The organism is Pelodictyon clathratiforme, assembly GCF_982375515.1.
In genome coordinates this window covers 732,184-755,021 of record NZ_OZ455102.1, presented here as the reverse complement: position 1 = coordinate 755,021, position 22,838 = coordinate 732,184, and the positions used below count along the sequence as shown (strand labels likewise).

General features: G+C 49.2%; 20 protein-coding genes. 11 read left to right on the top strand and 9 right to left on the bottom strand.

Annotated features, from left to right (window positions below):
* Positions 1–240 precede the first annotated feature (240 nt).
* Both AC56AD_RS03615 and AC56AD_RS03610 read left to right on the top strand, forming a co-directional pair.
* Positions 241–1,458, top strand: a complete 1,218-nt coding sequence (locus AC56AD_RS03615) for an aspartate aminotransferase family protein (RefSeq protein ID WP_012507524.1) — start codon at positions 241–243, stop codon at positions 1,456–1,458.
* Positions 1,412–1,684, top strand: a complete 273-nt coding sequence (locus AC56AD_RS03610) for a hypothetical protein (RefSeq protein WP_190274022.1) — start codon at positions 1,412–1,414, stop codon at positions 1,682–1,684. The genes AC56AD_RS03615 and AC56AD_RS03610 overlap by 47 nt, the downstream gene beginning before the upstream one ends.
* Here the strand turns inward: AC56AD_RS03610 and AC56AD_RS03605 are convergent.
* Genes AC56AD_RS03605 through AC56AD_RS03590 form a run of 4 tightly spaced genes read right to left on the bottom strand, consistent with a single transcriptional unit; the run spans position 1,672 to position 4,327 of the window.
* Positions 1,672–2,478, bottom strand: a complete 807-nt coding sequence (locus AC56AD_RS03605) for an energy transducer TonB (protein ID WP_012507522.1) — start codon at positions 2,476–2,478, stop codon at positions 1,672–1,674. The two genes, AC56AD_RS03610 and AC56AD_RS03605, sit on opposite strands and share 13 nt — an antisense overlap.
* A gap of 35 nt (positions 2,479–2,513) precedes the next feature.
* Complete coding sequence (locus AC56AD_RS03600; protein WP_012507521.1) at positions 2,514–3,038, bottom strand: ExbD/TolR family protein; 525 nt, start codon at positions 3,036–3,038, stop codon at positions 2,514–2,516.
* Positions 3,039–3,040: 2 nt separating this feature from the next.
* Entirely contained in the window at positions 3,041–3,574 is a 534-nt protein-coding gene (locus tag AC56AD_RS03595) for an ExbD/TolR family protein (RefSeq protein WP_012507520.1), read from the bottom strand.
* A 6-nt stretch (positions 3,575–3,580) separates the two neighbouring features.
* Positions 3,581–4,327, bottom strand: a complete 747-nt coding sequence (locus AC56AD_RS03590; RefSeq protein WP_012507519.1) for a MotA/TolQ/ExbB proton channel family protein — start codon at positions 4,325–4,327, stop codon at positions 3,581–3,583.
* A gap of 300 nt (positions 4,328–4,627) precedes the next feature.
* On the opposite strand from AC56AD_RS03590, the gene dnaG reads away from it, so the two are divergent.
* The gene (dnaG, locus tag AC56AD_RS03585) at positions 4,628–6,523 is read left to right on the top strand and encodes a DNA primase (RefSeq protein ID WP_012507518.1); all 1,896 of its coding nucleotides are present in this window, start codon (positions 4,628–4,630) and stop codon (positions 6,521–6,523) included.
* A gap of 57 nt (positions 6,524–6,580) precedes the next feature.
* Here dnaG and glyA read toward each other — a convergent pair whose 3' ends face one another.
* Both glyA and AC56AD_RS03575 read right to left on the bottom strand, forming a co-directional pair.
* Complete coding sequence (gene glyA / locus AC56AD_RS03580) at positions 6,581–7,897, bottom strand: serine hydroxymethyltransferase (protein ID WP_012507517.1); 1,317 nt, start codon at positions 7,895–7,897, stop codon at positions 6,581–6,583.
* 29 nt (positions 7,898–7,926) lie between these two features.
* A complete protein-coding gene (locus AC56AD_RS03575; RefSeq protein ID WP_012507516.1) occupies positions 7,927–9,186 on the bottom strand; it encodes a bifunctional 3,4-dihydroxy-2-butanone-4-phosphate synthase/GTP cyclohydrolase II in 1,260 nt (419 codons plus the stop codon).
* Between the two features lie 231 nt (positions 9,187–9,417).
* Here AC56AD_RS03575 and carB point away from each other — a divergent pair, with 231 nt between their 5' ends.
* Together carB and AC56AD_RS03565 are read left to right on the top strand one after the other, a co-directional pair.
* The gene (carB, locus tag AC56AD_RS03570; RefSeq protein WP_012507515.1) at positions 9,418–11,274 is read left to right on the top strand and encodes a carbamoyl-phosphate synthase large subunit; all 1,857 of its coding nucleotides are present in this window, start codon (positions 9,418–9,420) and stop codon (positions 11,272–11,274) included.
* A gap of 63 nt (positions 11,275–11,337) precedes the next feature.
* The gene (locus AC56AD_RS03565; RefSeq protein WP_012507514.1) at positions 11,338–11,823 is read left to right on the top strand and encodes a hypothetical protein; all 486 of its coding nucleotides are present in this window, start codon (positions 11,338–11,340) and stop codon (positions 11,821–11,823) included.
* 36 nt (positions 11,824–11,859) lie between these two features.
* Here the strand turns inward: AC56AD_RS03565 and AC56AD_RS03560 are convergent, their stop codons facing one another.
* A complete protein-coding gene (locus AC56AD_RS03560) occupies positions 11,860–12,735 on the bottom strand; it encodes a metallophosphoesterase family protein (protein ID WP_012507513.1) in 876 nt (291 codons plus the stop codon).
* Positions 12,736–12,871: 136 nt separating this feature from the next.
* Here AC56AD_RS03560 and glgP point away from each other — a divergent pair, with 136 nt between their 5' ends.
* Positions 12,872–14,992 (top strand): alpha-glucan family phosphorylase, encoded by a 2,121-nt coding sequence (glgP, locus tag AC56AD_RS03555; protein WP_273278586.1) that lies wholly within the window; start codon positions 12,872–12,874, stop codon positions 14,990–14,992.
* 90 nt (positions 14,993–15,082) lie between these two features.
* Positions 15,083–16,006 (top strand): dihydroorotate dehydrogenase, encoded by a 924-nt coding sequence (locus AC56AD_RS03550; protein ID WP_012507511.1) that lies wholly within the window; start codon positions 15,083–15,085, stop codon positions 16,004–16,006.
* On the opposite strand, the gene AC56AD_RS03545 is transcribed toward AC56AD_RS03550, so the two are convergent.
* Positions 16,003–17,115 (bottom strand): DUF4407 domain-containing protein, encoded by a 1,113-nt coding sequence (locus AC56AD_RS03545; protein ID WP_012507510.1) that lies wholly within the window; start codon positions 17,113–17,115, stop codon positions 16,003–16,005. The genes AC56AD_RS03550 and AC56AD_RS03545 overlap by 4 nt on opposite strands.
* A gap of 220 nt (positions 17,116–17,335) precedes the next feature.
* On the opposite strand from AC56AD_RS03545, the gene ispF reads away from it, so the two are divergent.
* On the top strand, positions 17,336–17,809 hold the full coding sequence (ispF, locus tag AC56AD_RS03540; RefSeq protein WP_012507509.1) for a 2-C-methyl-D-erythritol 2,4-cyclodiphosphate synthase: 474 nt from the start codon (positions 17,336–17,338) through the stop codon (positions 17,807–17,809).
* Here the strand turns inward: ispF and AC56AD_RS03535 are convergent.
* Positions 17,806–19,080 (bottom strand): ABC transporter permease, encoded by a 1,275-nt coding sequence (locus AC56AD_RS03535; protein WP_012507508.1) that lies wholly within the window; start codon positions 19,078–19,080, stop codon positions 17,806–17,808. The genes ispF and AC56AD_RS03535 overlap by 4 nt on opposite strands.
* Positions 19,081–19,264: 184 nt before the next feature.
* On the opposite strand from AC56AD_RS03535, the gene AC56AD_RS03530 reads away from it, so the two are divergent.
* The 3 genes from AC56AD_RS03530 (at position 19,265) to AC56AD_RS03520 (ending at position 22,672) form a co-directional block, all read left to right on the top strand.
* A complete protein-coding gene (locus tag AC56AD_RS03530; RefSeq protein WP_012507507.1) occupies positions 19,265–20,470 on the top strand; it encodes a 6-phosphofructokinase in 1,206 nt (401 codons plus the stop codon).
* Positions 20,471–20,573: 103 nt separating this feature from the next.
* The gene (locus AC56AD_RS03525) at positions 20,574–21,485 is read left to right on the top strand and encodes a branched-chain amino acid transaminase (RefSeq protein ID WP_012507506.1); all 912 of its coding nucleotides are present in this window, start codon (positions 20,574–20,576) and stop codon (positions 21,483–21,485) included.
* Positions 21,486–21,502: 17 nt separating this feature from the next.
* Positions 21,503–22,672: a DNA polymerase III subunit gene (locus tag AC56AD_RS03520; protein WP_012507505.1), complete on the top strand. Its 1,170-nt coding sequence runs from the start codon at positions 21,503–21,505 to the stop codon at positions 22,670–22,672.
* The last annotated feature ends 166 nt before the right edge of the window (positions 22,673–22,838 follow it).

Genomic DNA, 22,838 nt, shown 5'->3' with positions numbered 1-22,838 from the left:
TGCCCGCATGATAGTGCCTCATGATTGCTTTTCAGGTTAAGCTCAGCCTTTCTTGTTGCACGACCAATAATCATGCTCACAAAATACAAGTCAGGAAGAATTATGGGAAGAGGGAACGTTGTTATCAGTACCAGAGAGAGTGCTGGCAAAAAGATGTATAGCAACTTATAAGGCATTTTTCTTATACTCACTTAAAACGGATTAGACTATAGTATACTTTGTTATAAAGAAGAAAACAGCATGAAAAGAGTAGCCGTAAACCAGGAAACCGAAAAAGAGCTTTTTTTTCACAATTATGCCCGGCTTCCCATTGCCGTAACGCATGGCGAAGGGGGATGGCTTGTCAGCGATGACGGAACGCGTTATCTCGACATGATTGCGGGCATTGGCGTCAATGCGCTTGGCTACGGCGACAAGCGTCTGGTGGATGCCATCAGCTCCCAGGCAGCGAAGCTTATCCATGTGTCGAACCTTTTTATGATGGAGCCGCAGTTTGAGCTTGCTGCAAAGCTGCTCTCACTCTCCGGACTCTCAAAGGTCTTTTTTGCCAACAGCGGCACGGAAGCCATTGAGGCGGCCATCAAGATTGCACGGAAATGGGCTGCTCAAGGGGGCGATGAGGAGAAAAAAGAGGTGCTCTCACTGAGCAACTGTTTTCATGGAAGAACGTACGGTGCCCTGTCGCTGACAGCAAAAGCAAAATACAGCGACGGTTTCGATCCGCTCCTTCCCGGCACAGGCATGATTGCCTTTAACGATATTGCAGACCTTGAAGCAAAGGTCTCCGGGAAAACTGCGGCTGTTTTTATTGAGGTGGTTCAGGGCGAGGGTGGGATTCACCACATTTCGCAACCCTTTATTGACCGGCTTAAAGAGCTGAGAGAGCAATATAACTTCCTGATTGTCGCTGATGACATTCAGGCTGGATGCGGAAGAACCGGCACGTTTTTCAGCTATACGCAGGTGAATGCTGACCCCGATCTGGTCTGCCTTGCCAAACCGCTGGGAGGCGGCCTGCCGTTATCGGCGGTTATAGGCAGTGAAAAGGTTGCCAATGTTTTGACCTACGGCAACCACGGAACAACCTTCGGCGGCAATCCGGTTGCATGTGCCGCAGGAGTTGCCATGATCAAGGCTATCGAGGAGGATAACCTTATGGAGCACGCTCTGGAAATTGGCTCCTTTATCAATGATGAGGTACAAAAACTTGCCGCAAAACATCTGCAGATTCTTGAGATCCGGCAGTATGGCCTGATGGTGGGTATCACGGTCGACAAGGAGGCAAAACCGTATGTCGTCAAAGCGCTGGAGAAGCATGTTATTCTCAATGCCACCAGCGTTAATGTTATCAGGCTTCTGCCACCACTGACCATCAGCCGTGAAGAGGCTCAACACTGTATCACTGTACTTGATGAAATCTTTACCGAAGAAGCAGCCACTGCAGAACAAAGCTGCTGAAAAAGCCGTAACCATGCCTCTGGGAGCCATCAACTACATCATGATTGCTCTCGGGGCTCTGGTGATCGCCGCAAGTTACTGGGGAATGTATCTTGAAAAGGAGGTTGACGGCATTTTCGCCCTCTTTATAAGCCCCGTGGCGCTGATCGGGGCTTATCTCTGGGTTGCCTTTGGCGTGCTCTATCGCCCAAAAGCTGCAAAAAAGCGACCAGCTCAGTCGAGCTGAAAGCGTATCGGAACGGTAAACCAGACCTTGATCGGGCTGCCGTTCTGTATGCCGGGATAGTATTTCGACTCCATGACGGACTTCAGGGCGACAGCATCAAACACGTCACAATCGGCAGGAATACGTTTCATGACCTTTGCCTTGATGGGCCTGCCATCTTCACCGATAAGAACGCTGACAAAGACCTTTCCCGTTATACCGGCGGTTCTTGCCATCTCGGGATAGGCTGGCTTTTTCTGATCGAGAAAACCGGGCATTTTTTCGCAGGGAACAAACATCGGCACCTCATCGCCCGAAGAGGCGCTGCCGCTTCCTGAACCGGTGCCCTGTGTCTGTATCGCCTGTTTCAACTCCTTTTGCGTGGCAAGGGTCTGCTGAAGAGGAACCTCCTCCTGGCTGACCTGTTTGATTTTGCCGACATTGGGCGGGGCCGCAACTGCCGGAGATGAGGGGGTCACCGGAACAGGTTCCGGGATATCAAGCGGTGGAGGTGGCGGAAGCTGTGTCACACTGGTCACAACTTCATAGCACTCAACCATGGGTTCATCTTTTTTGAACAATCCTGTCAAGGAGACAAGAGTCTGCCAGTTGGCCGTAACGAGCCAGAAACAGCCAAGCAGCACAATTGCGGTAATAACGCCGTGGCTGAGAAAAAGATGTGCCTGACGGCGGAGAACAAGATTACCGTACGACAACTGTCGCAAGCGGTCGGTATCAAGAAACTCCTCCTGAAAAGACCATGAAAGGGCCTTTTTGCGAGCTTCCTCATGCATGTTATCGAGTTTTGAAGACACCTGTACAAACTCCTTTTCTGATTCCTCTCCCTGAATTAAATAGCCCTCTGTATTTCGACTGCATCCTGCTCCGTATAGTCATCGAGACTGAACCGGTCGATTTTCATGAGGTTCAGCTCGTCAATAATATCGACCAGGTGTTTATACTTTGCCTTTTCACTGATCTTGACCACAATGACCAGTTTCGTATTCGCCGCTGTCTGCTGCCTGAGAAGCTGACGCAGCTCCCCGCTCAATGCCAACTGGTGGGTATCGAGGGGATCGTACAGTGGAATCCTGCGGGGCGCTTCATCGCCCAGTGAACAATAGGCCATAACGTTATCGGCAATCCTGAGTGTCATAACGTTCGACTCGACAACCTTTACCTCAGCCTTGTCCGGTGGAATATTGATCTCCATCGTGTTGGCTTTTGAAAAGGTCGTTGTCAGCATAAAAAAGGTGAGCAGAAGAAATGCGACATCAACCATCGGTGTCATATCGAGATGAAAGCCGATCCTTTTTGAGTGCTTTCTCCCTTTTTTATTGCTCCGGCGTCCATTTGGAGAGTCAACAATACCCATGGTCAGCGTGCCTCCCTTTCAAGAACGGTAATGAGGTTGAAGGTAAGCAGGTTTGCCTTTTTGTAGACCTTGATAACGTGGTTGACGGCATCAAATCCCGCATCGGCATCAGCACGGATTACCGGACGAAGTTTCTGATCGGCAAAGCGAGCCATAACAACAAATTTGTCGAGTTCATCGCGCCCTACCCGGAAATTTTCAGCAAGTTTGAATTTTTTCAGTGAATCCGCTACTGCAACCGAAGATAATCCCGCCGCCTGAAGCTTCGGTTTGACGACAGCATTGAATATTTTCACCCTCGACTGCTGTGAGGAGACCCCCATGAAAAAGGTATTGTCACCACCAACGGTCACCGTCAGAACATCTGATTCGGGAAGTTTCAACTCCGAATGAGATGAGGGGAGATCGATCTTGACAACCTCAGGAGGCCGGAACTTCGTGGTGAGCATGAAAAAGGTCAACAGAAGAAACGCGACATCCACCATGGGAGTCATATCAATCCTGAACCCGATCCGTTTAGCCTTGATTCTCGACATCAGCAATTATTCCGGTTTACCGGTTCCAAGAGTCTGTATAATATAGAAGGCCGCTTCATCAATCATGTAACTGAAACGGTCAACCCTGCTGGTGAAGACGTTATAGGTCACAATACCCATAATACCTCCAAGAATACCGATTGCCGTATTGAAGAGCGCTTCAGAGATACCAAGCGAAAGCTGCACGGCATCAGGGGCGCCACTGGTGGCCATGGCGGCAAAGGCACGGATCATGCCAAGCGTTGTTCCAAGAAGACCGACCATGGTCGATATCGAGGCAATGGTGGAAATTGCTACAAGGTTTTTTTCGAGGAGCGGCATCTCCATAATTGTTGCCTCTTCAACAGCCTTTTCCATCTCACTGATCTTTTTTTCACGATCAGTCACGTTATGCTGAACGAGTTTCTTGTATCGGTCAAGCACTGTACGAAGGACGGCGGCAAGAGAGCTTTGATGATCGTCACATTTTGCAATGGCCTGGTCAATAGAGCCGTTATCAATATCCTGTTTAAGGCTGCGCACAAATTCCGGAATATTGCCTTTTCCGGAAGCCTTGTTGAGAGCGATGATACGCTCGACAATATAGGCTATCAGCATCAGGATGAGCGCCATCAGCACCGAGACAACCGGGCCGCCTTTCCATATGGCATGGAATATTGATTCCGGAGGCGTAGTACCCATCCATACATAGAAGCCCAGAGAAACCACATAGGTTACAACAATGAGCGCAGCAGTAAAAAAACCCTGTTTCATAGACTCTTATTTATTTTTGACTATCCTGAAAGTAAACGAAGCGTTATGAACCACTCTGCAATTTGCTATACTGCAGTACCGATTGAGAAGCTGCAGAAACCATCGTCTGCAAAGGGAATACGATAAAAAACAGTACTCTTGTCATGCACAGAAAGCTGAAAAAGAGAGGCTCAGTTGAAACGACAACGGTATCAGTGTTGAATTTAGTAAATAAGCTGATGATTTTTCAACAGTAATCGATCATCAAAAGAAAAAAAGGTACGTGTTCCTGCAACAATATTACAGACAAAGAAGAGGCGCATGATCCCTCCGGCAATCGTTGATGAGGTCCGACAGGCGGCTGATATTGTTGAGATTATCTCTGATTACCTCACGCTGCAGCCTGCAGGACATAACTATAAGGCCCTCTCTCCCTTTACGAGGGAGAAAACACCGTCGTTTGTTGTTTCACCCGACAAGCAGCTCTTCAAATGCTTTTCAAGTGGAAAGGGGGGGAACGTTTTCAACTTTGTCATGGAGGTGGAAAAGCTCTCCTTTCCGGAGGCGGTTGAACTGGTTGCCCGCCGATCGGGCATGGACATCAGCCGATTTACCGAAAAAAAAGAGCAGAAATCGGCGCATGAAGAGAGCCTGACTGAAACGCTCCGCTGGGCTGCAAAATTTTTTCGCGGAACGCTGGAAAGTGATGCAGGAAAGTTGGGCTCGATCTATCTTGCAGAAAAGCGGGGCTTGTCGGAAAAAACGATTAAAACATTCGGCCTCGGTTATGCGCCCGATGCATGGGATCACCTCTTCACTGCGGCAAAACGGGCTGGCATACCACAGAAGCACCTGCTTGATCTCGGACTTATATCGGCAAACAAACAGGGCAACTCATGGTTCGATACCTTCCGCCATCGAGTGATCTTTCCTATTTTTTCAGTCGGTGGCCAGGTCGTCGGTTTTGGTGGACGCACCCTTGAGAGTGACCCCAAGGCACCGAAATACCTTAATTCGCAGGAGAGCAAGCTCTTTGAAAAATCAAAACTTCTTTATGGACTTCACGCTGCAAAAAATGAGATTCGGCGCATGGAGAACGCCCTGCTCGTTGAAGGATATATGGACGTTCTGGCCCTGCACCAGGCGGGCATGACCAATGCAGTAGCCTCATGCGGCACCTCACTGACACGTTACCAGGCAAAAATCCTCCGACGTTACACCAGCAGGGTTCTTTTCATGTATGATGCTGACCGTGCCGGCCAAAAGTCAATGATGAGCGGTATCGACATCCTGTTGGCAGAGAACCTCACCCCTTTTGTCATCATACTTCCCGAAGGTGACGATCCCGACAGTTTTGTCAGCCGTGAAGGGAGAGAAAAATTTCTGCGGTTTACAGAAGAGAAGATGCTTTCGTTTCAGGATTTTCAGATCCGTTTTTTCCGGGAATCGGGAGACTTTGCAGAACCTGACCTGAAATCAAGAGCGATCAAGGTGATGACACACACGATTGCGCAGATCCCCGACCGAATCCGGCGCGAACTCTACCTTCAGGAGCTGTCGAAAAAGCTTGGTCTGACTCTCTCAGCTCTTCAGGAGTTGCTCGAAAAAGAGGAGGGTGCAACAGAAAACAAGAGGTTGTCGTCCGAAAACCGTCAGGAACTTCCACCTCCAGGCAAACCGGCGCCAAAGATCTCGGTACTTGAAAAAACCTTTTTGAAAGCGCTGCTTGAAAGTACCGGCTATGGAAATGCGGTGCTTGAATTTGCAGCCTCGCACGAAGAGATGCTGGAGCTGCCACACCATGAAGCTCAGGAGATTTTTATCCATCTCATCCGGCGCTACCACGACATCGCCGATCGTCCTGACGAACGGATTAACATTGCGTCTGAAATAAGTTCGTTCGGAACTCCTGAGTCACGGGATCTCGCTTCGGAATTACTGATTGAACAACCGATCAGCAAGAAGTGGCTCGAACAATCCAATGTACACGCTGATAACGCAAAACGATGCCTTGCGATGTTCCTTGATGCGTTCAAAAATCTTATTCTTGAACCGCTGCTCTGTCAAAAAAACAGATTGACTGAGGATATCCGTCTTGAAAGCGATACCGATCGTGAAATAGAGCTCTTGAGGGAAAAAATCATTCTTGATAAGAAAATCCGGAAAACCTCCCTTGACCTCAAAAAAATGATCACTGCCATTCTGGAAGAGAGCTGAACCCTTTGCCCGTTTCACCCTGCACCATTGCAGATGCAGGGTGGGTCAGGAAAATGACTATACCGTGTATCCGTCAATGGGGTTACGCAGGCAAAGCGCCTTGATCTCCTCCCGGACACTGCGACAGAGGTCGGCAACATCAGGCTTTTCGGCAGAGGTGATGACCCTGTCGATAAGCTCGGCAATAAGGACGCTGTCGGCTTCATTCATGCCTCTTGTTGTCATGGCAGGGGTACCGACGCGGATACCGCTCGTGACAAAGGGCGACTTATCGTCAAAAGGCACCATGTTCTTGTTGACGGTTATGCCAGCCGAATGCAGCAGGTTTTCGGCAACCTTGCCGGTAACGTTCTTGCTGCGCAAGTCAAGCAGCATAAGATGGTTTTTGGTTCCGCCACTGACAATTTTGTAACCAAGCTCTGTAAATTTTTCAGCCATTGCTGCAGCATTTTTTATGACCTGGGCAGCATAGTCACGGAATGCAGGCTGCAGTGCCTCGCCGAAAGCAACGGCTTTGCCGGCAATAATATGCATCAGCGGACCTCCCTGAATACCCGGCATCACTTCAGCATCCATAACCTCAGACATCATTTTCAGCCGTGAACCCGTTTTCGTCTTGATGGTAATGCCCATCGGGTTTTCGAAGTCGGAACCCATCATGATCATGCCTCCACGAGGTCCACGAAGAGTCTTGTGGGTCGTGGTGGTCACAAAATGACAATGTGGTAAAGGGTTGCCCAGTAAACCGGCAGCAATGAGCCCTGCAGGATGAGCGATATCAGCCATCAAAAAGGCTCCGACCTTATCGGCAATTACCCTGAAGGCCTTTACATCAAAGCCCTGTGAATAGGCGCTTGCACCACAGATAATCAGTTTCGGACGAACCTGCAGGGCAAGTTCTTCAACCTTGTTCATATCAATACAGCCTGTCTCGCGATCGACACCATAGGAGTGTGCCTCGTACATCTGTCCGGAAAAATTGACAGAACTGCCATGAGTCAGGTGGCCTCCGTGTGACAAATCAAGTCCCATGATGCGGTCACCGGGTTTCAGTACCGAAAAAAGAACCGCCATATTGGCGCTTGAGCCTGAATGAGGCTGCACATTGACATAATCACAGCCAAAAAGCTTTTTCGCCCGGTCACGCGCAAGGTTTTCGGCTATATCAACAAATTCACAACCGCCATAATAGCGTTTGCCGGGATAGCCTTCTGCATATTTATTGGTCATCACTGAACCACAAGCCTGCATGACCGCACGACTGGTGAAATTTTCGGAAGCAATCAGTTCAAGCGTCTCTGTCTGACGGCCGGTCTCTTTGGCAATTGCCTCAAAAAGCTCACTATCCTGTTTTTGAAGGATGTCGGTATCCATCGTCTCTTATTCCTTTTCCTGACGGAAGTTTACGGTTTCGTTGCTGTTTTTTCTATATGAAAATTTTCGGGGCCGAAGGAACAGCCGATCATGTGGCCCAACTTGTCACGTTTTGTGTCCAGATAGAACTGATTCATCGGGTTTGAGGCCATCTCAAGCGGGACGCGCTCAACGATTTCCAGACCGTACCCTTCAAGACCAACCACTTTTTTTGGATTGTTGGTCATCAGCTTCATTTTGCGGACACCAAGATCCTTGAGAATCTGTGCACCAATACCATAATCACGCAGATCGGCTTTGAAACCAAGCTTTTCATTGGCCTCAACCGTATCATACCCTTGATCCTGAAGATTATAGGCTTTCAGTTTATTGATCAGTCCAATACCACGACCCTCCTGCATGAGGTAGATCAACACCCCGCGCCCCTCTTTTTCTATCATGGTGAGCGCAGAAGCAAGCTGGTTGCCACAATCACAGCGAAGTGAGGCAAAGGTATCGCCGGTAGCACACTGCGAGTGAACCCTGACAAGAACCGGCTCGTCAGTGGTTACATCACCCTTCACAAAAGCCATATGGTTATGCTGGTCAGTAAACGATTCATAGGCAATCAGTCTGAACTCCCCGTATATAGTCGGCAATCTTGATTCGACTGCCCGTTGCACCAGTTTATTCCGTTGCATCTGATAGGCAACCAGCTCCTTGATGGTGATCAGCTTCAAACCAAATTTCGCCTTCAGCTTGATCAGTTGTGGAAGCCGGGCCATACTGCCGTCATCGTTCAGAATTTCGCAGAGCAATCCTGTCGGACTGCAACCCGCCAGACGGGCAAGATCGACTGCGGCTTCCGTATGCCCCACACGCCGAAGAACACCCCCATCCATCGCCCGAAGCGGAAATATGTGGCCAGGACGGGAAAAATCATCCGCCGTCGAAGAGAGATCGCCAAGCATTTTGATGGTCATTGCCCTGTCATAAACGGAAATACCAGTAGTTACCCCCTCGGCAATCGCATCAACGGAGACCGTAAAATTGGTCTCATGCTGGGAGGTATTTCTCTGAACCATCGGATCAAGCTGCAGCTCTTTGGCGCGATCCATGGTGACAGCAACGCAGAGCAGCCCCCGCGCCTCCCTCGTGATAAAATTTACCATTTCATTGGTCACCTTGTCGGCAGCGCCAATAAAATCGCCCTCATCCTCACGATCCTCATCATCAATAACAATGACCAGTTTTCCCTGACGAATATCTTCAAGAGCGGCATCAATAGTATCGAAATTCTTTTTATCCATGCTTCTTTATTACACCTTTTTTCAAAACGAATAAGAGAGGAAGAATCAGCAATGTAAAAAAATCCCTAACCATTTTCATTGGGCAAAAAAAGAAGAAGAGAGAGGCGCAATCGGGTACTTTGAGAAGCATGAGCATTTTTGTATAATGCATCGGCTTTTCTATTCCCAAGAGGCAAATTGTTACCTTTATCCAGCTCTGTGCTGAGGCATCTTAAACCTGATCAAGATTGCATGACCATTCAAGCTTCCGTCCTGACACAGGAGGTTATTGACCTTTCCAGGAAATTCCCGAAAGAGTGGCTTCTGAAAGCCAAGCAGAACGGGTTTTCCGATTTTCAGCTTGCCACCATTTTCAATACTCCCGAACCCTCCATACGAGCGCTCAGAAAACATTACGGTGTTGAATCTGTCTTCAAGACTGTCGACACCTGCGCAGCAGAATTCGATGCAAAAACCCCTTACCACTATTCGACCTATGAGGAGGAGAATGAGTCGGTCTCCTCTGACCGGAAAAAGGTGATTATCCTTGGCGGTGGCCCTAACCGGATCGGACAGGGCATTGAGTTTGACTACTGTTGTGTGCAGGCGGTCTTTGCCCTGAGGGAGGCTGGCTACGAAACCATTATGGTTAACTGCAACCCTGAAACCGTTTCTACCGATTACGATATAGCCGATAAACTCTACTTTGAGCCACTCACCTTTGAGGACACCATCCGCATTATTGAGCATGAAAAACCGCTCGGCGTTATTGTAAGCTTTGGAGGCCAGACACCGCTGAAACTTTCAGAAAAACTGCATGAGGCTGGCGTAACCATTCTCGGTACCTCCTCAAAAGGGATTGACCTGGCCGAAGACCGCAAAAAATTCGGAGCCCTTCTTGAAGAACTTGCTATCCCCCATCCCGAATACGGAACGGCCATAAATCTCGAAGAGGCCAAGGAGATTACCCGGCGAATCGGCTACCCTGCCCTTGTCAGGCCAAGTTACGTTCTCGGCGGGCGGGCGATGAAAATCGTCTACAGTGACGACTCACTGAAAGAGTATATCGATCAGGCTCTTTTCATTACCGAAAAATATCCCCTCCTGATCGACCGCTTTCTTGAAACTGCCGTTGAGTTCGATATTGATGCCATTGCCGACAGCACAGATTGCGTCATCAGCGGCATCATGCAACACGTTGAAGCTGCCGGTATTCACAGCGGCGACTCAACATCCATTCTGCCCTATTACAATATCAGTCCAAAGGCCATCGCCACCATGAAGGCCTATACCCGCACATTGGCAGCAAACCTTAAGGTCGTTGGACTGATGAACATTCAGTATGCGGTGCAGAATGAGAGCGTCTATGTCATTGAGGTCAATCCAAGAGCAAGCAGAACGGTGCCGTTTGTCGGCAAGGCAACTGCAATTCCTGTTGTTAAAATTGCTACGCGCGTCATGCTTGGAGAAAAGCTCAGCGACCTGCGCCAGGAGTATGATCTGAAAGATTGCGATGAGCTCGGAATGAAACACCTCGCAATCAAGGAACCGGTCTTCCCGTTCTCCAAGTTTGTCAAGTCAGGGGTCTATCTGGGCCCTGAAATGCGCTCTACCGGTGAAGCCATGAGCCTTGCCGACGAGTTTCCGGAAGCCTTTGCCAAGGCATATCAGGCTGCAAACATGCATCTGCCACTTTCGGGAGCGGTCTTCATCAGCGTCAATGACCAGGATAAAAACCCGCGCATTCTTGCTATTGCCCAGTCACTTTACCGCATGGACTTCGACCTGATTGCCACAGAGGGAACACACAGCTTCCTGACCAAAAACGGCATTGAATGTAAAAAGGTCTTCAAGGTCGGCGAAGAGGGCAGGCCAAACATCTTCGATATTATCAAACACGGCAAGATCAATTTTGTCATCAATACCCCGAGAGGTGAAAAAGCGCTGCATGATGAAGAGGCCATTGGAGCCGCATCAGTGCTGAACAATGTACCCTTTGTGACCACCATCGAAGCCGCAGAAGCGTCGGTACAGGCAATCGACTGCATACGCCATCAGGAATTCGGGGTCAAAAGTCTTCAGGAGTATGCCTCCTACCGCAACAAATAGAGGGAGCCTCAAGAGCATTATACGCCTCCGTCAAACGAGGCGTTCACCAAACAGCTATTCGCCATGCCCGAAACACTCCATAAACATCTCGACGAGTCGATAAAACTTGAACTGAACCTTGCAACGCTCTACACCCTTTTTCATGACTCTTTTGCGGAGGATGAGGATTTCTGGTGGGATCTTGCAATGGAGGAGAGAGGTCACGCATCGCTGCTCCAGCAAGAGAAAAAGCAACCCCAGCAAAAAGAGTTCTTTCCTGAAAACCTGTTGGCCAAAGACCTGCAATCTCTTGTTGACTCCAACACAAGAATTTCAAAACTGATCAGCAGCTATAAAGAGCAGCCACCCTCAAGAGAGATGGCATTGCATACGGCGCATGATCTTGAACTGGCGGCTGGAGAATCCCATTTCCAGCAATTTCTTGACAGCCCCACGAGTTCACCTGCTGCGAACATCTTCAAGCAGCTCAACCAGGAAGATTGCGATCATGCCGCAAGAATCCTTGAGTACATGAAGCAGAACAACATCGCTGCAGAGGGAAACGAATAACTCATCAAGAAACAGGTACAAGAGCCGGGCGGCGGCTTATCCGGAGAGGCCAAAATTGATAAATTTCTGGCTGAACTCTCCCTGCCCGGCAATAAGCAGTTCACTGTAGCGCTGCGGAGTGTAACGGAAACTGCCTCCGTTGATGAAAGTTATTCCGTTGACCACATAGGATTGAAAACGGTGAAAATGGCCATGGAGCACCAGTTTTGCCTGCATGGTCTGCATAAGGGCAAGAAACTCTTCCCGATTTTTCAGCTCCATGGTCCAGTCGAAAGCCTGGTCGATCAGGGAATCCGTTCCATATACCCGGTAAGCATGATGGCATAACCCGATCACGAAACACTCTTTCAGAGAGGCAAGAGTACTTTGTGCACTCAGGGCGCGTAACTGCCCTGCACTGATGACGCCTCTGGCTCCAAGCGGATTATCGGCAGGATACCAGGGGTAAACGGAATTAAGTGCAACAAAAGCGATCCTTACCGATGGGTAGTTGATGATTTTGACAAAAGGAAATGCCCTCTCTCCATGCTCTTCACCGGATATCAGCTCCTGAAAAAAAGTGCAAAACGCAGCCATCTTGCGATCAAAAGCCTTTTTTCTGAGCAGCGGAAGGGGGTTCAATGCGTTATAAAATCGCATCTCCTCTTCCAGATTGATCAAATCGTGATTGCCGGCAATAACTGTCGTCTTATCCCAGTGATACAAACCATGGCTCTCCAGTTTTTCCTTGACAATACGCCACTCTTCCGGGTTGGAACTGTTGCTTAGATCGCCGGTAATGACCAGATGATCGAATCCTGAAATATTGAAATGAGCAAACAGTCGATCAAGATCGTCAAGCTGGCGTCGATCCTGTTTACCCAAAATATGAAGGTCCGATATATGCGCTATTTTTATGGGCTCTGTAATCAATTTTTTTAGGCTTGCGGTTTTTAATTCTAAAACAGTAAATTGGCCATAGATTTACCAAGTGGCATGAGTTCACATGCCACAATATACAGCCTTTCTTCAACCTGCTTATGCATGGCAATTATCATTCCTGTTAATTATGCAAAATAAAATAACCTCGCTTAATAAACTCTCAAGAAATCTCTGGTGGTCGTGGGATACAGAAGCAAAACAGCTTTTTGAGGAGCTCTCTCCTCTGCTCTGGGAGAGAAACAATCACAATCCCGTAGAACTCCTGCGACACATCTCCAATGATGAACTTCAGGCCCGTTGCCAGTTCGAATACGGCGACAAAATTGATCAGGTCTATGCACGTTATACTGCCTACCTGAACGACAAGAACACCTGGGCAGCAAATAACGCTCCTGAACTGGTCAAAGATCCGGTTGCCTACTTCAGCGCTGAGTTTGGTATCCATGAAAGTGTCAGAATTTATTCCGGCGGTCTTGGTGTTCTTGCCGGAGACCACCTGAAATCTGCCAGTGATCTCGGCATCAGCTTTATCGGCATAACCCTGTTTTACAAAGAGGGCTACTTCCGCCAGTACCTCAATCATGATGGCTGGCAGATGGAAGACTATCCCCTGCAGTCGGCCGAAAACCTTCCGATCGAAAAAGTCACCGATGCTAACGGTGAAGATCTGATCATCTCGGTCAATATAGCACAAAGCGAAGTTTTTGCACAGGCTTGGCGCCTCAAGGTAGGCAGGGCAACACTTTACCTGCTTGATACCAATATTGCTGCCAATGAGCCTCACTATCGTGATATCTGTTGCAGGGTTTATGGAGGCGACCAGAATATGCGTATCAATCAGGAAATCCTGCTCGGTATCGGCGGCGTTAAACTGCTTGATAAACTCGGCGTCACGCCAACGGTCTATCACATGAACGAAGGCCACTCGGCATTTCTGACGCTCGAACTGCTCGCCAAGGAACTTGCAAAGGGCTCGACACAGCAAGAGGCCATGGCAACGGTTCGCTCGCGTTGCGTCTTCACCACGCACACGCCGGTTCCTGCAGGTCATGACCGTTTTTCGAGAGACATGATGCACTACACTTTCGATAAATACCTCTCTGCCATCGGAATTAATTTCGATGATCTGATGATGCTCGGTTCTGAAGACAAAGGCAATATCTATGGCCTCTTCACCATGACAGTGCTCGCACTGAATCTGTCACGCTCTGCAAACGGTGTATCGAAATTGCACGGAGAGGTTTCACGCGTTATGTGGCAACATCTCTATCCCGGTAAGAGTGTTGATGAGGTGCCGATTGGCCATATCACCAACGGCGTGCACGCCAGTAGCTGGACATGCGGTTATACCGACAGCTTCTGGAAGAAATTCGCAGTCAGCGTTGATGAAATGTCTCTCTCACGCGAAGCGGCTGAAGCTGTTCTGGCGAAGGTAAGCGACAGTGAGCTCTGGGCGCTGCGCTACATCCTGAAACGCAATCTTATCGACTTCATTGACCGCTATCTGGCAAACCAGCTTTTTCACCAGCACATCAATTCGTACCAGAACGAATACGATACCCTGAGATCAGCACAAAACACCTTTTCTCCCGATGTGCTGACCATAGGCTTTGCAAGGAGGTTTGCCACCTACAAGCGCGCACCACTTATTTTCAGAGACCTTGACCGCCTTGATAAAATCATCAATCATGCGACCATGCCGCTGCAGATTGTTTTTGCAGGAAAAGCTCATCCGCACGATGATGCAGGAAAGGACTATATCCGCCAGATCGTCCAGCACTCACGCAGGCCACAGTTCAGCGGCAAGGTTATCTTCCTTGAAAACTATAACCTCGGTGTTGCCAAGCGGATGGTTTCGGGCGTTGACGTATGGCTGAACACACCGGTAAGACCGATGGAAGCAAGCGGTACCTCCGGCGAAAAGACCGTTCTGCATGGCGGACTGAATTTCAGCGTCCTTGATGGCTGGTGGCCAGAAGCCTATAATGGCGAGAACGGCTTTTCCATCGCCAACGGTGAATGCTTTGAAAACAATGAGGAGCAGGACAGTTTTGATGCGGAGAAAATGTACACTGTTCTGGAAAAACAGCTCATTCCGGCATTTTACGAACGCAACGAGCAGAACATACCGGAAAAGTGGATTAACAAGATTCGGAGCGCCATTGCAACAATCGCACCGGAATACAATACACACAGAATGGTACGGGATTATGCAACCAAGTACTATCTCAACAAGAAAGAGAACTGATAAGAAGATCTGCATCCCCTTTTTATTCCTGGCTGGCAAACGCCGGTCAGGAGTAGAATTGTTCCCATCCCGGTCAAGCATCGCTATACCATGAGCCAACACCAAACTGCACTCTCTCTCGGCAGAGGACTTGATCTGCAATCACCGGTACTTCTTGCCTCAGGCACCGTCTCATACGGCGAAGAACTCAGTCAACTCTGCGATCTTTCCAAAATCGGTGGTATCGTAACCAAAGCAATTTCCCTCGAACCAAGAATGGGCAATCCCCCGCAGCGCATTGCTGAAACGCCATCAGGCATGATCAATGCAATCGGATTGGCCAATGTAGGGGTAGAGAGGTTCATAACAGAAAAAGTCCCCTTTCTCCGCCAGCTCAAGACGGCCGTAATCGTCAATATTGCGGGGCGTTCAATCGACGATTACTGCGAAGTGGTATCACGACTTGACGAAGTCGATGGGCTGAATGGCTATGAAATCAACCTCTCCTGCCCGAACGTCAAGGGAGAGTGTATGATTATGGGGGTAAGCCGGGATGCAACCTTTGAGATTGTCTCGGAACTGCGCAGGATCACCAACCGGCATCTCATGATCAAACTGACGCCGAACGTCACCTCTATTAGCTCGATCGCCCTTGCGGCAGAAGAGGCTGGTGCAGACTCCCTCTCTCTCATCAATACGGTAGTTGGCATGGCAATCAACTCTAAGACCCGAAGGCCGTTGTTGAAAAACATCACCGGAGGACTTTCAGGACCGGCTATCAAACCGATTGCCCTTGCAAAAGTATGGGAGGTTTACAACGCCGTAACCATTCCACTTGTTGGCATGGGTGGTATTGCAAGCTTTGAGGATGCCATGGAGTTCCTTCTTGCAGGGTCAAGGGCCATACAGATTGGAACCATGAATTTCGTCTACCCTGACATCGGCGAAAAGATCGCCACGGCTATTGAACAGTACTTTTCAACTCCGGGAGCCCCTTCTCTGAGAGAGTACAGCGGGAGTCTTCTTGTCGATTAACCCTGTCGTCCAGCTCCCCTTTTATTCGAAAAATATCTCTTTGTACGCGGTACGGTGATTTTTGAAGTCGGGCGTCGGTACTCCCGATTAAGGCGATTGCGGGAAAAGAGGGATGGATTGACAAGCTGTGCGATAATACGGGATTCCGATTCCCGAATATCAACATCCGAAGGCCCAACGTCAGACAACAGCTTGACAATCAGCGGTGCGCATTCGAAGGCAATAAAAAGCAGGGTAATAAAAAAAATGGCGTCGGCAGAAGAGCGACTCACATCGTTCGACGAATGGGTAAGCTCGCCCAGCGCCCAGTTTCGGTCGGCAAAACCGGCATGAGCGGCTTTCCTGTCGAGCAGTTCATCGCTCAGCATCATCTGATTATTGATCCCCTCTACAGCTTTCTGCTGGTTCATGAACTCCTGAAGAGAGGCAAGTTTACTGGCAAGAAATTCAATGCGTGCCTGTTTAACCATCACAACCTGCTCCTTGTTTTTGGCATAGGTGCCATATCCCTCAACACCGGACGTTGTAGAGGTTCGGGAACCAAACACCTCCTCCTTCAGCTCCTCACGCAGACGATTTACCTCATGGCTCAGCCCGTCATACTCCTCCTGGTACGTTTTGATCTGGGCAAGTTCAAGAGCATATTTCTGCCGAAAAGAGTCCTGTACTTTGGCTATCCGCTCTTTCTGGTCAGAAAGATAGCGTGCCCTTAACTGTTCATGAATCTCCTTGTCGAATATTTTCAACTCCAGTGGACGAGCAATGACAAGAGCAATAAGCACCGCAAAAACCAGCCTCGGGGAGGCCTGATAAAATTGTTTCAGCCCTTTCGAACTCTTTTTGATACTTGAAACGATATAGCGATCAAGATTGAAAATTGCCAGACCCCAGAGAAGTCCAAACAGCACAGACCATAATTCAGCAAAAGGACTACCGGCAAAAACAAAATAGAGTGCATACCCACCCGACAAACCGGCGAAAAGCGCAGTAAAAAGAATCGTTGCACCGATACCGGAATATTTGCTGTATTCGGTCGGGTATTTCTCAATCATAACGAGCGGGGTTCCGGCACATATCCAGAAAAAACGCTGTAATCGTGAAAAGGTCATGCAAGTACTCTCCATTCCTTCTGCGTTAACAAAATTTCCACACTCTCACCCCTATACCCTGTTAAGTTAACCTGCCACAGCATAACAACCAATCAGGAAAAGCACTCTCTTTTTACCTGTTTGTTCCATAGAGTGATCTGCCAACATGCGGCTCTGATATTTCCATGATTTATTCTATCTTTGTTGCCTGCATTTTTAACCCTATTAAACCCCTCTTGCCATGCGTATTGGAATTGGTATCGATGTACACCCTTTTGCAGAGGGCCGAAAGCTTGTGATCGGAGGCGTTCACATCCCCGGACATAATGGACTTGACGGCCACAGCGATGCCGATGTTCTGCTTCATGCCGTCAGTGATGCCCTGCTTGGTGCAGCAGCCCTGGGAGACATCGGGTTGCACTTTCCCAACACAAGCCAGGAGTTCAAGGATATCGACAGCATGATTCTGCTTAAACAGGTCAGAAAGCTGCTTGAAAAGCATGGTTACCAGACGGTTAACATCGACGCCATGCTGCTTCTTGAAGAGCCCAAAATTGCCCCCTACATTACCGGGATGCGCAAAAACATTGCACGCTGTCTCGATATTGAGATCGGAATGGTCTCGGTCAAAGCTACCACCAATGAAAAACTGGGCTACATCGGACGTGAAGAGGGAGCGGCGGCACATGCCGTCTGCATTATCCGTTCGCTCTAACCCCCGACTTCACCCCTGAGAATACTGACCGGAACATAACGTGTCGCCTTTCTTGCCGGGCTCCATGAGGAGAGCACGGCAATGAGGATACCAAAAACGATCACAATCAGATGAGCGTCAGGCATTTCGATAAGATTGATCCGGTCACTTTTCAGCACTCCTGCCGTGCTTGCCTCGAAACGGATGGAGGCAACAAGCTTGCAGATGAGATGGCCGGCAGGACTGCCGATGAGTACTCCGAGGAGGCCAATCATAAACCCTTCGAGCATGAAAATGCGCATGATGTTCCCCGCCGGCATACCCATGGAACGCATGATGGCAATATCCTTGACTTTCTGCAAAATAACTGTCGTCATGACAGATGAGACACCAAGACCCGCCACAATAAAAACAAACCCGACAAGAACCAGAGTAATCAGTCCGTTGCGGTTGTAAAACTCAATAACATTCCGGTTGGTTTCATCCCAACTCTCGCTTTTATAGCCACTGAGCGCTTCCACTCTGTCGGAGGTCTCCTGGGCACGCTCAACGTGCGCCGTTCTCAGTCCGACGCCACTCACTGAGTTGGAGGCAATCCCCTCCATCCTCTGGGCAAAAGGGAGATTGACATAAGCCTCCCGTTCATCCTTTGCATTAAAACCGCTGCTGAAACGTCCCACTAGCGTTACAGGGAACTCTTCGCTGTTTTTTGTCACAAGCACAATTCTGTCGCGATAACCGACATTCAGTTTCTTTGCAAGAAGATCACCGACAAGCACACCATTCGGTGTAGCGGCCAGCTCATCAAGGGCATTTTTCTCAATCAGGTTCTTCTTTAACCCCGCTATCTCAGCCTCAAGACGGGGTACGACACCCCGGGCAATACAGGGAGTAAAGCGGGTTTTGTTGCGGGCAATCACTTTACTGAGCACGAAAGGAGAGATGCTCTGAAGCTCCTTGACCGGCTTGATGCTCTCAATAACCTCGCTATAGTTCTTGATTACCTCCTGTTCATCCAGATTGATATTTTTCGTCACCATCGAAACCATGACCCCATGCTGCCCAATGATGTTGTCAGGCACCAGCGGCACGACCCTTTCTGCGCTGATCACCACATGCGGCGCCGTATCAATAACCTTGGCCACCACGTTTGATGAGGAGCCCCGTGATACGGCAATAGTGGTCACCAGCATAGCCGAGCCAACGGCAACACCAAGAGCCGTAAGGAGTGTCTGGCGTTTTCTCTCCCGTAAATGCACAAAAGCTATCCTCGCCTGATCTCTGTAGTTCATGAAAACATGTATAGTTCAGTCATCTTCTGACACACGGTCTGTTATTAAATTTTTAGACTTGTCGTGGAAAAATGACACAAAAAATCTATCTTGACTGCACGAAGCGGGAAAGGTTACCCCCCGACAAATAAATAAATTTGACCATTAAATACTAACCTTGGCATTGAAATAGGAGAGCATAACTGTGAAAAAAATTGGTATCCTCACAAGCGGTGGGGATTGCGGCGGACTTAATGCGGTGCTGAAAGGCGCAGCAATGATGGCTCTCTCAAAAGGGCTGGAACTTTATATCATTCCTAACGGCTATGCCGGTTTGTACAACCTCGTCGACCAGGAGAGCATTGTCCGGCTCGACCAGGTTCGGCTCGACCGGTTTGACGCAAGTTTTGCCGGCTCCGAAGCAGGTCATTCGAGAGTCAAGATCAAGGCGATTAGCAATCCTGAAAAATACAACCGCATCAAGGCCGGTATGAAAAAATTCGACATTGATGCACTTGTTATCAGTGGAGGAGACGATTCAGGCAGCGTCATGGTCGATTTAAACCAGCAGGGCATTCAGTGCATCCATGCACCGAAAACCATGGATCTCGACCTCCAGACCTATTCGGTCGGCGCCGACTCAACCATCAACCGCATCGCACAATTTGTGCATGACCTTAAAACGACGGGTAAAACCCACAACAGGGTTCTGGTCACGGAAGTATTCGGCCGTTATGCAGGCCATACGGCCTTCCGCAGCGGTGTAGCGGCTGAAGCTGACTGTATTCTCATACCCGAGATTCCGGCAAACTGGGATATTGTTTACGAACACCTCGCAGAGCGCTTTACCCGCAGAATCAGGGAGAGCGATGTCCACAGCGGAACCTATACCATTGTTGTTGCAGAGGGACTGAAAAATGCTGACGGCAGTGATATTGTCGATGAGTCCGCAGGCATTGATGCATTCGGTCACAAAAAACTCGCCGGAGCGGGGAAATTTACCTGCCAGCAGATTCAGAAAAGAATGAAAGCTGACCCGGCCATGCCAATTTTCATGAAAGAGACCGGCATGTTCGTTGAAGGTGTCTATGAAATTCCGGAAGTACGTGAAATTCATCCCGGCCACCTTGTCCGTTCAGGCAACTCTTCAGCATACGACATCAACTTCGGTTTTGAAGCCGGTGCAGCAGCCATACTGCTCCTGCTCGATGGCAAAACCGGCGTCACCATCTCCAAGGTCAAGGGACGTAAAGTAGAGTTCATTGAATCAAGCAAGGCGATTGTGCAACGCCATGTTGATCTCGATCAGGTCGCCTTGTACGAGTCACTCGGCATCTGTTTCGGCAGAAAGGCCAGCGCCTACGAACCGATTCTGCGTGAAGTCGAAGGCGTTTACGAAAGAATCTACTGACCTTTTCACGATTTCGGACATAAAAAACCCCGCAACAGAACGCGGGGTTTTTATATCTTGGAGTTTGCTCCTGCTAATGCCATTAACACCCAATGCCTGCACCATGAACAAGTCTGCTAAAATCTGGATGAACGGCGAACTGATTGACTGGATTGACGCGAAAATCCACATTCTGTCCCATGTTGTCCATTACGGTTCATCTCTCTTTGAAGGAATCCGCTGCTATGAAACCCTGAAGGGTTCAGCAATTCTTTTTCTCGACGAACATATCAAACGCCTCAGAGACTCGGCTAAAATATACCGTATTGAAATTCCATACTCCGAAAAAGAGCTGAAAGAGGCCATCATCAGCACCATCCAGGCCAACAATCACAAATCATGCTACATCCGTCCGCTGGTCTATCGCGGGCAGGGAGCTCTGGGAGTCAACCCGCACCGTGCCTCCATTGAGGTCGCCATTGCTACCTGGGAGTGGGGAACCTATCTGGGAGAAGATGTGCTTGAAACCGGTGTTGACGTCCGCGTCTCCTCGTGGAACCGCCCGGCCCCCAACACCCTTCCGGCATGGGCAAAAGCGGGTGGCAATTACCTGAACTCCCAGCTCATCAAAATGGAAGCGCTGATGGACGACTATGCAGAAGGGCTTGCACTCGATGTGAACGGTTATGTTTCCGAAGGAAGCGGCGAAAACATTTTTGTCGTTCGGGATGGCATCATCTATACCCCCATGTCGGGTCAGTCAATACTTCCCGGCTTTACCCGTTACGCCATCATGCACATTGCAAAAGAGCATGGCTACGAAGTTCGTGAAACACTGATTCCCAGGGAAGCGCTCTATATTGCTGACGAGATCTTCCTGACCGGCACAGCGGCTGAAATCACTCCAGTCAGAAGCGTCGATAAATACCCGATCGGCAATGAAAAACGGGGCCCGATTACCGAAATCCTGCAGGCGAGTTATCTTAAAATCGTCCAGACCGGTGAAGATCCCTACAACTGGCTAACCTTTATCTGAGCACGGCAAAATCTCGCATGAGCTGGAAAAACATTATCGGTCAAAAACAGCAGATCCGCGTTCTGCAAAATGCACTTGAAACAGGACGTTTTGCTCATGCCTACCTTTTCACCGGCCCCGACGGGTCGGGGAAAGAGTCGGTAGCCTTCGAAATCGCCTCTCTGCTCAACTGCCAGAATGCGGCAACCGATGTGCACAAAGGTTCATGCGGAACATGCCCCGACTGCCTGCAAATCCAGTCGTTCATGCATCCCAATGTGGAGTATATTTTTCCGGTAGAATCCGCCCTGCTTGATCCGGGAGACTCCGCAAAAAAAGAGAACAAGCGTTTTACCGATGCCAAAGAACGCTATGATGCCCTGCTCGAACAAAAAAAAGAGAACCCCTACCTCTCCCCCGCCATGGAGCGCTCCATGGGCATTCTGACCGAACAGATTATCTCCCTGCAGCATAAGGCACTGTTTATGCCGAGTGAGGGGAGCAAAAAGATCTTCATTATTTCACAGGCTGAGCGACTGCACCCATCGGCGGCAAACAAGCTCCTCAAGCTGCTCGAAGAGCCCCCCGCCCACGTGGTTTTCATTCTTGTCTCATCCAGACCGGAAGCGCTGCTGCCCACCATCCGTTCACGATGCCAGGCCGTCAGGTTTTCACGCATTACCCCCCAGGAGCTGCGACTCTGGCTGCAGGAAAACCGTCCGGAGATCAAGGAACCCGAGCTGAGCTTTATCGTCAGCTTTTCAAGAGGCAACCTTCGCCTTGCCTGGGAGCTCATCAACAACCGCAGCAACGATTCATCAGAAACGCCAACCATTCTTCTCCGTAACCAGGCGCTCGACTATCTGCGCCAGGTACTCACCCCCAGCCGCTTTCACGAAGCCATCACCTCATGCGAGCAGAGCGCCAAAAACCTCTCGCGCAGCGACCTGACCCTCTTTCTTGCCGCACTCCTGCTCTTCTTTCAGGATGCCAACCATCGCCGGATCAACCCCGACTTTCAGGAGCTGAATAACCCCGACATCAGCGAAGCCATCAACCGTTTTGCAAAAAACTTCCCCAACCCGGATTACTTCCAAATCTCAACCATCACCGAAGAGGCCATCCGCGCCATCGAACGCAACGCCAGCCCGCTCCTCGTCATGGCCTCTTTTACGGCTGAAATCAAGGGATTGCTGCAGAAGGCGTAAATTTTGTGGATTTGCTTCGTATCCCACTATATACACACACTGAACTATCATAATTTTTACATATAAACGACATATATAATATGTAATATTCAAATTATTTCTTTGTAATGAAATATAATACAGGTAACATGGGCGTATTGTTTACCGCGTTAACACGTATTATCAA

What these genes read in the sequence shown, in the direction of transcription:
- glgP (WP_273278586.1), top strand. Translation starts at nt 12,872, where the DNA reads ATGCAAAATAAAATAACCTCGCTTAATAAACTCTCAAGAAATCTCTGG.
- AC56AD_RS03545 (WP_012507510.1), bottom strand. Translation starts at nt 17,115, where the DNA reads ATGACCTTTTCACGATTACAGCGTTTTTTCTGGATATGTGCCGGAACC.
- ispF (WP_012507509.1), top strand. Translation starts at nt 17,336, where the DNA reads ATGCGTATTGGAATTGGTATCGATGTACACCCTTTTGCAGAGGGCCGA.
- AC56AD_RS03535 (WP_012507508.1), bottom strand. Translation starts at nt 19,080, where the DNA reads ATGAACTACAGAGATCAGGCGAGGATAGCTTTTGTGCATTTACGGGAG.
- dnaG (WP_012507518.1), top strand. Translation starts at nt 4,628, where the DNA reads ATGATCCCTCCGGCAATCGTTGATGAGGTCCGACAGGCGGCTGATATT.
- AC56AD_RS03575 (WP_012507516.1), bottom strand. Translation starts at nt 9,186, where the DNA reads ATGGATAAAAAGAATTTCGATACTATTGATGCCGCTCTTGAAGATATT.
- AC56AD_RS03565 (WP_012507514.1), top strand. Translation starts at nt 11,338, where the DNA reads ATGCCCGAAACACTCCATAAACATCTCGACGAGTCGATAAAACTTGAA.
- AC56AD_RS03610 (WP_190274022.1), top strand. Translation starts at nt 1,412, where the DNA reads ATGAAATCTTTACCGAAGAAGCAGCCACTGCAGAACAAAGCTGCTGAA.
- AC56AD_RS03550 (WP_012507511.1), top strand. Translation starts at nt 15,083, where the DNA reads ATGAGCCAACACCAAACTGCACTCTCTCTCGGCAGAGGACTTGATCTG.
- AC56AD_RS03615 (WP_012507524.1), top strand. Translation starts at nt 241, where the DNA reads ATGAAAAGAGTAGCCGTAAACCAGGAAACCGAAAAAGAGCTTTTTTTT.
- carB (WP_012507515.1), top strand. Translation starts at nt 9,418, where the DNA reads ATGACCATTCAAGCTTCCGTCCTGACACAGGAGGTTATTGACCTTTCC.
- AC56AD_RS03595 (WP_012507520.1), bottom strand. Translation starts at nt 3,574, where the DNA reads ATGTCGAGAATCAAGGCTAAACGGATCGGGTTCAGGATTGATATGACT.
- glyA (WP_012507517.1), bottom strand. Translation starts at nt 7,897, where the DNA reads ATGGATACCGACATCCTTCAAAAACAGGATAGTGAGCTTTTTGAGGCA.
- AC56AD_RS03600 (WP_012507521.1), bottom strand. Translation starts at nt 3,038, where the DNA reads ATGGGTATTGTTGACTCTCCAAATGGACGCCGGAGCAATAAAAAAGGG.
- AC56AD_RS03520 (WP_012507505.1), top strand. Translation starts at nt 21,503, where the DNA reads ATGAGCTGGAAAAACATTATCGGTCAAAAACAGCAGATCCGCGTTCTG.
- AC56AD_RS03525 (WP_012507506.1), top strand. Translation starts at nt 20,574, where the DNA reads ATGAACAAGTCTGCTAAAATCTGGATGAACGGCGAACTGATTGACTGG.
- AC56AD_RS03590 (WP_012507519.1), bottom strand. Translation starts at nt 4,327, where the DNA reads ATGAAACAGGGTTTTTTTACTGCTGCGCTCATTGTTGTAACCTATGTG.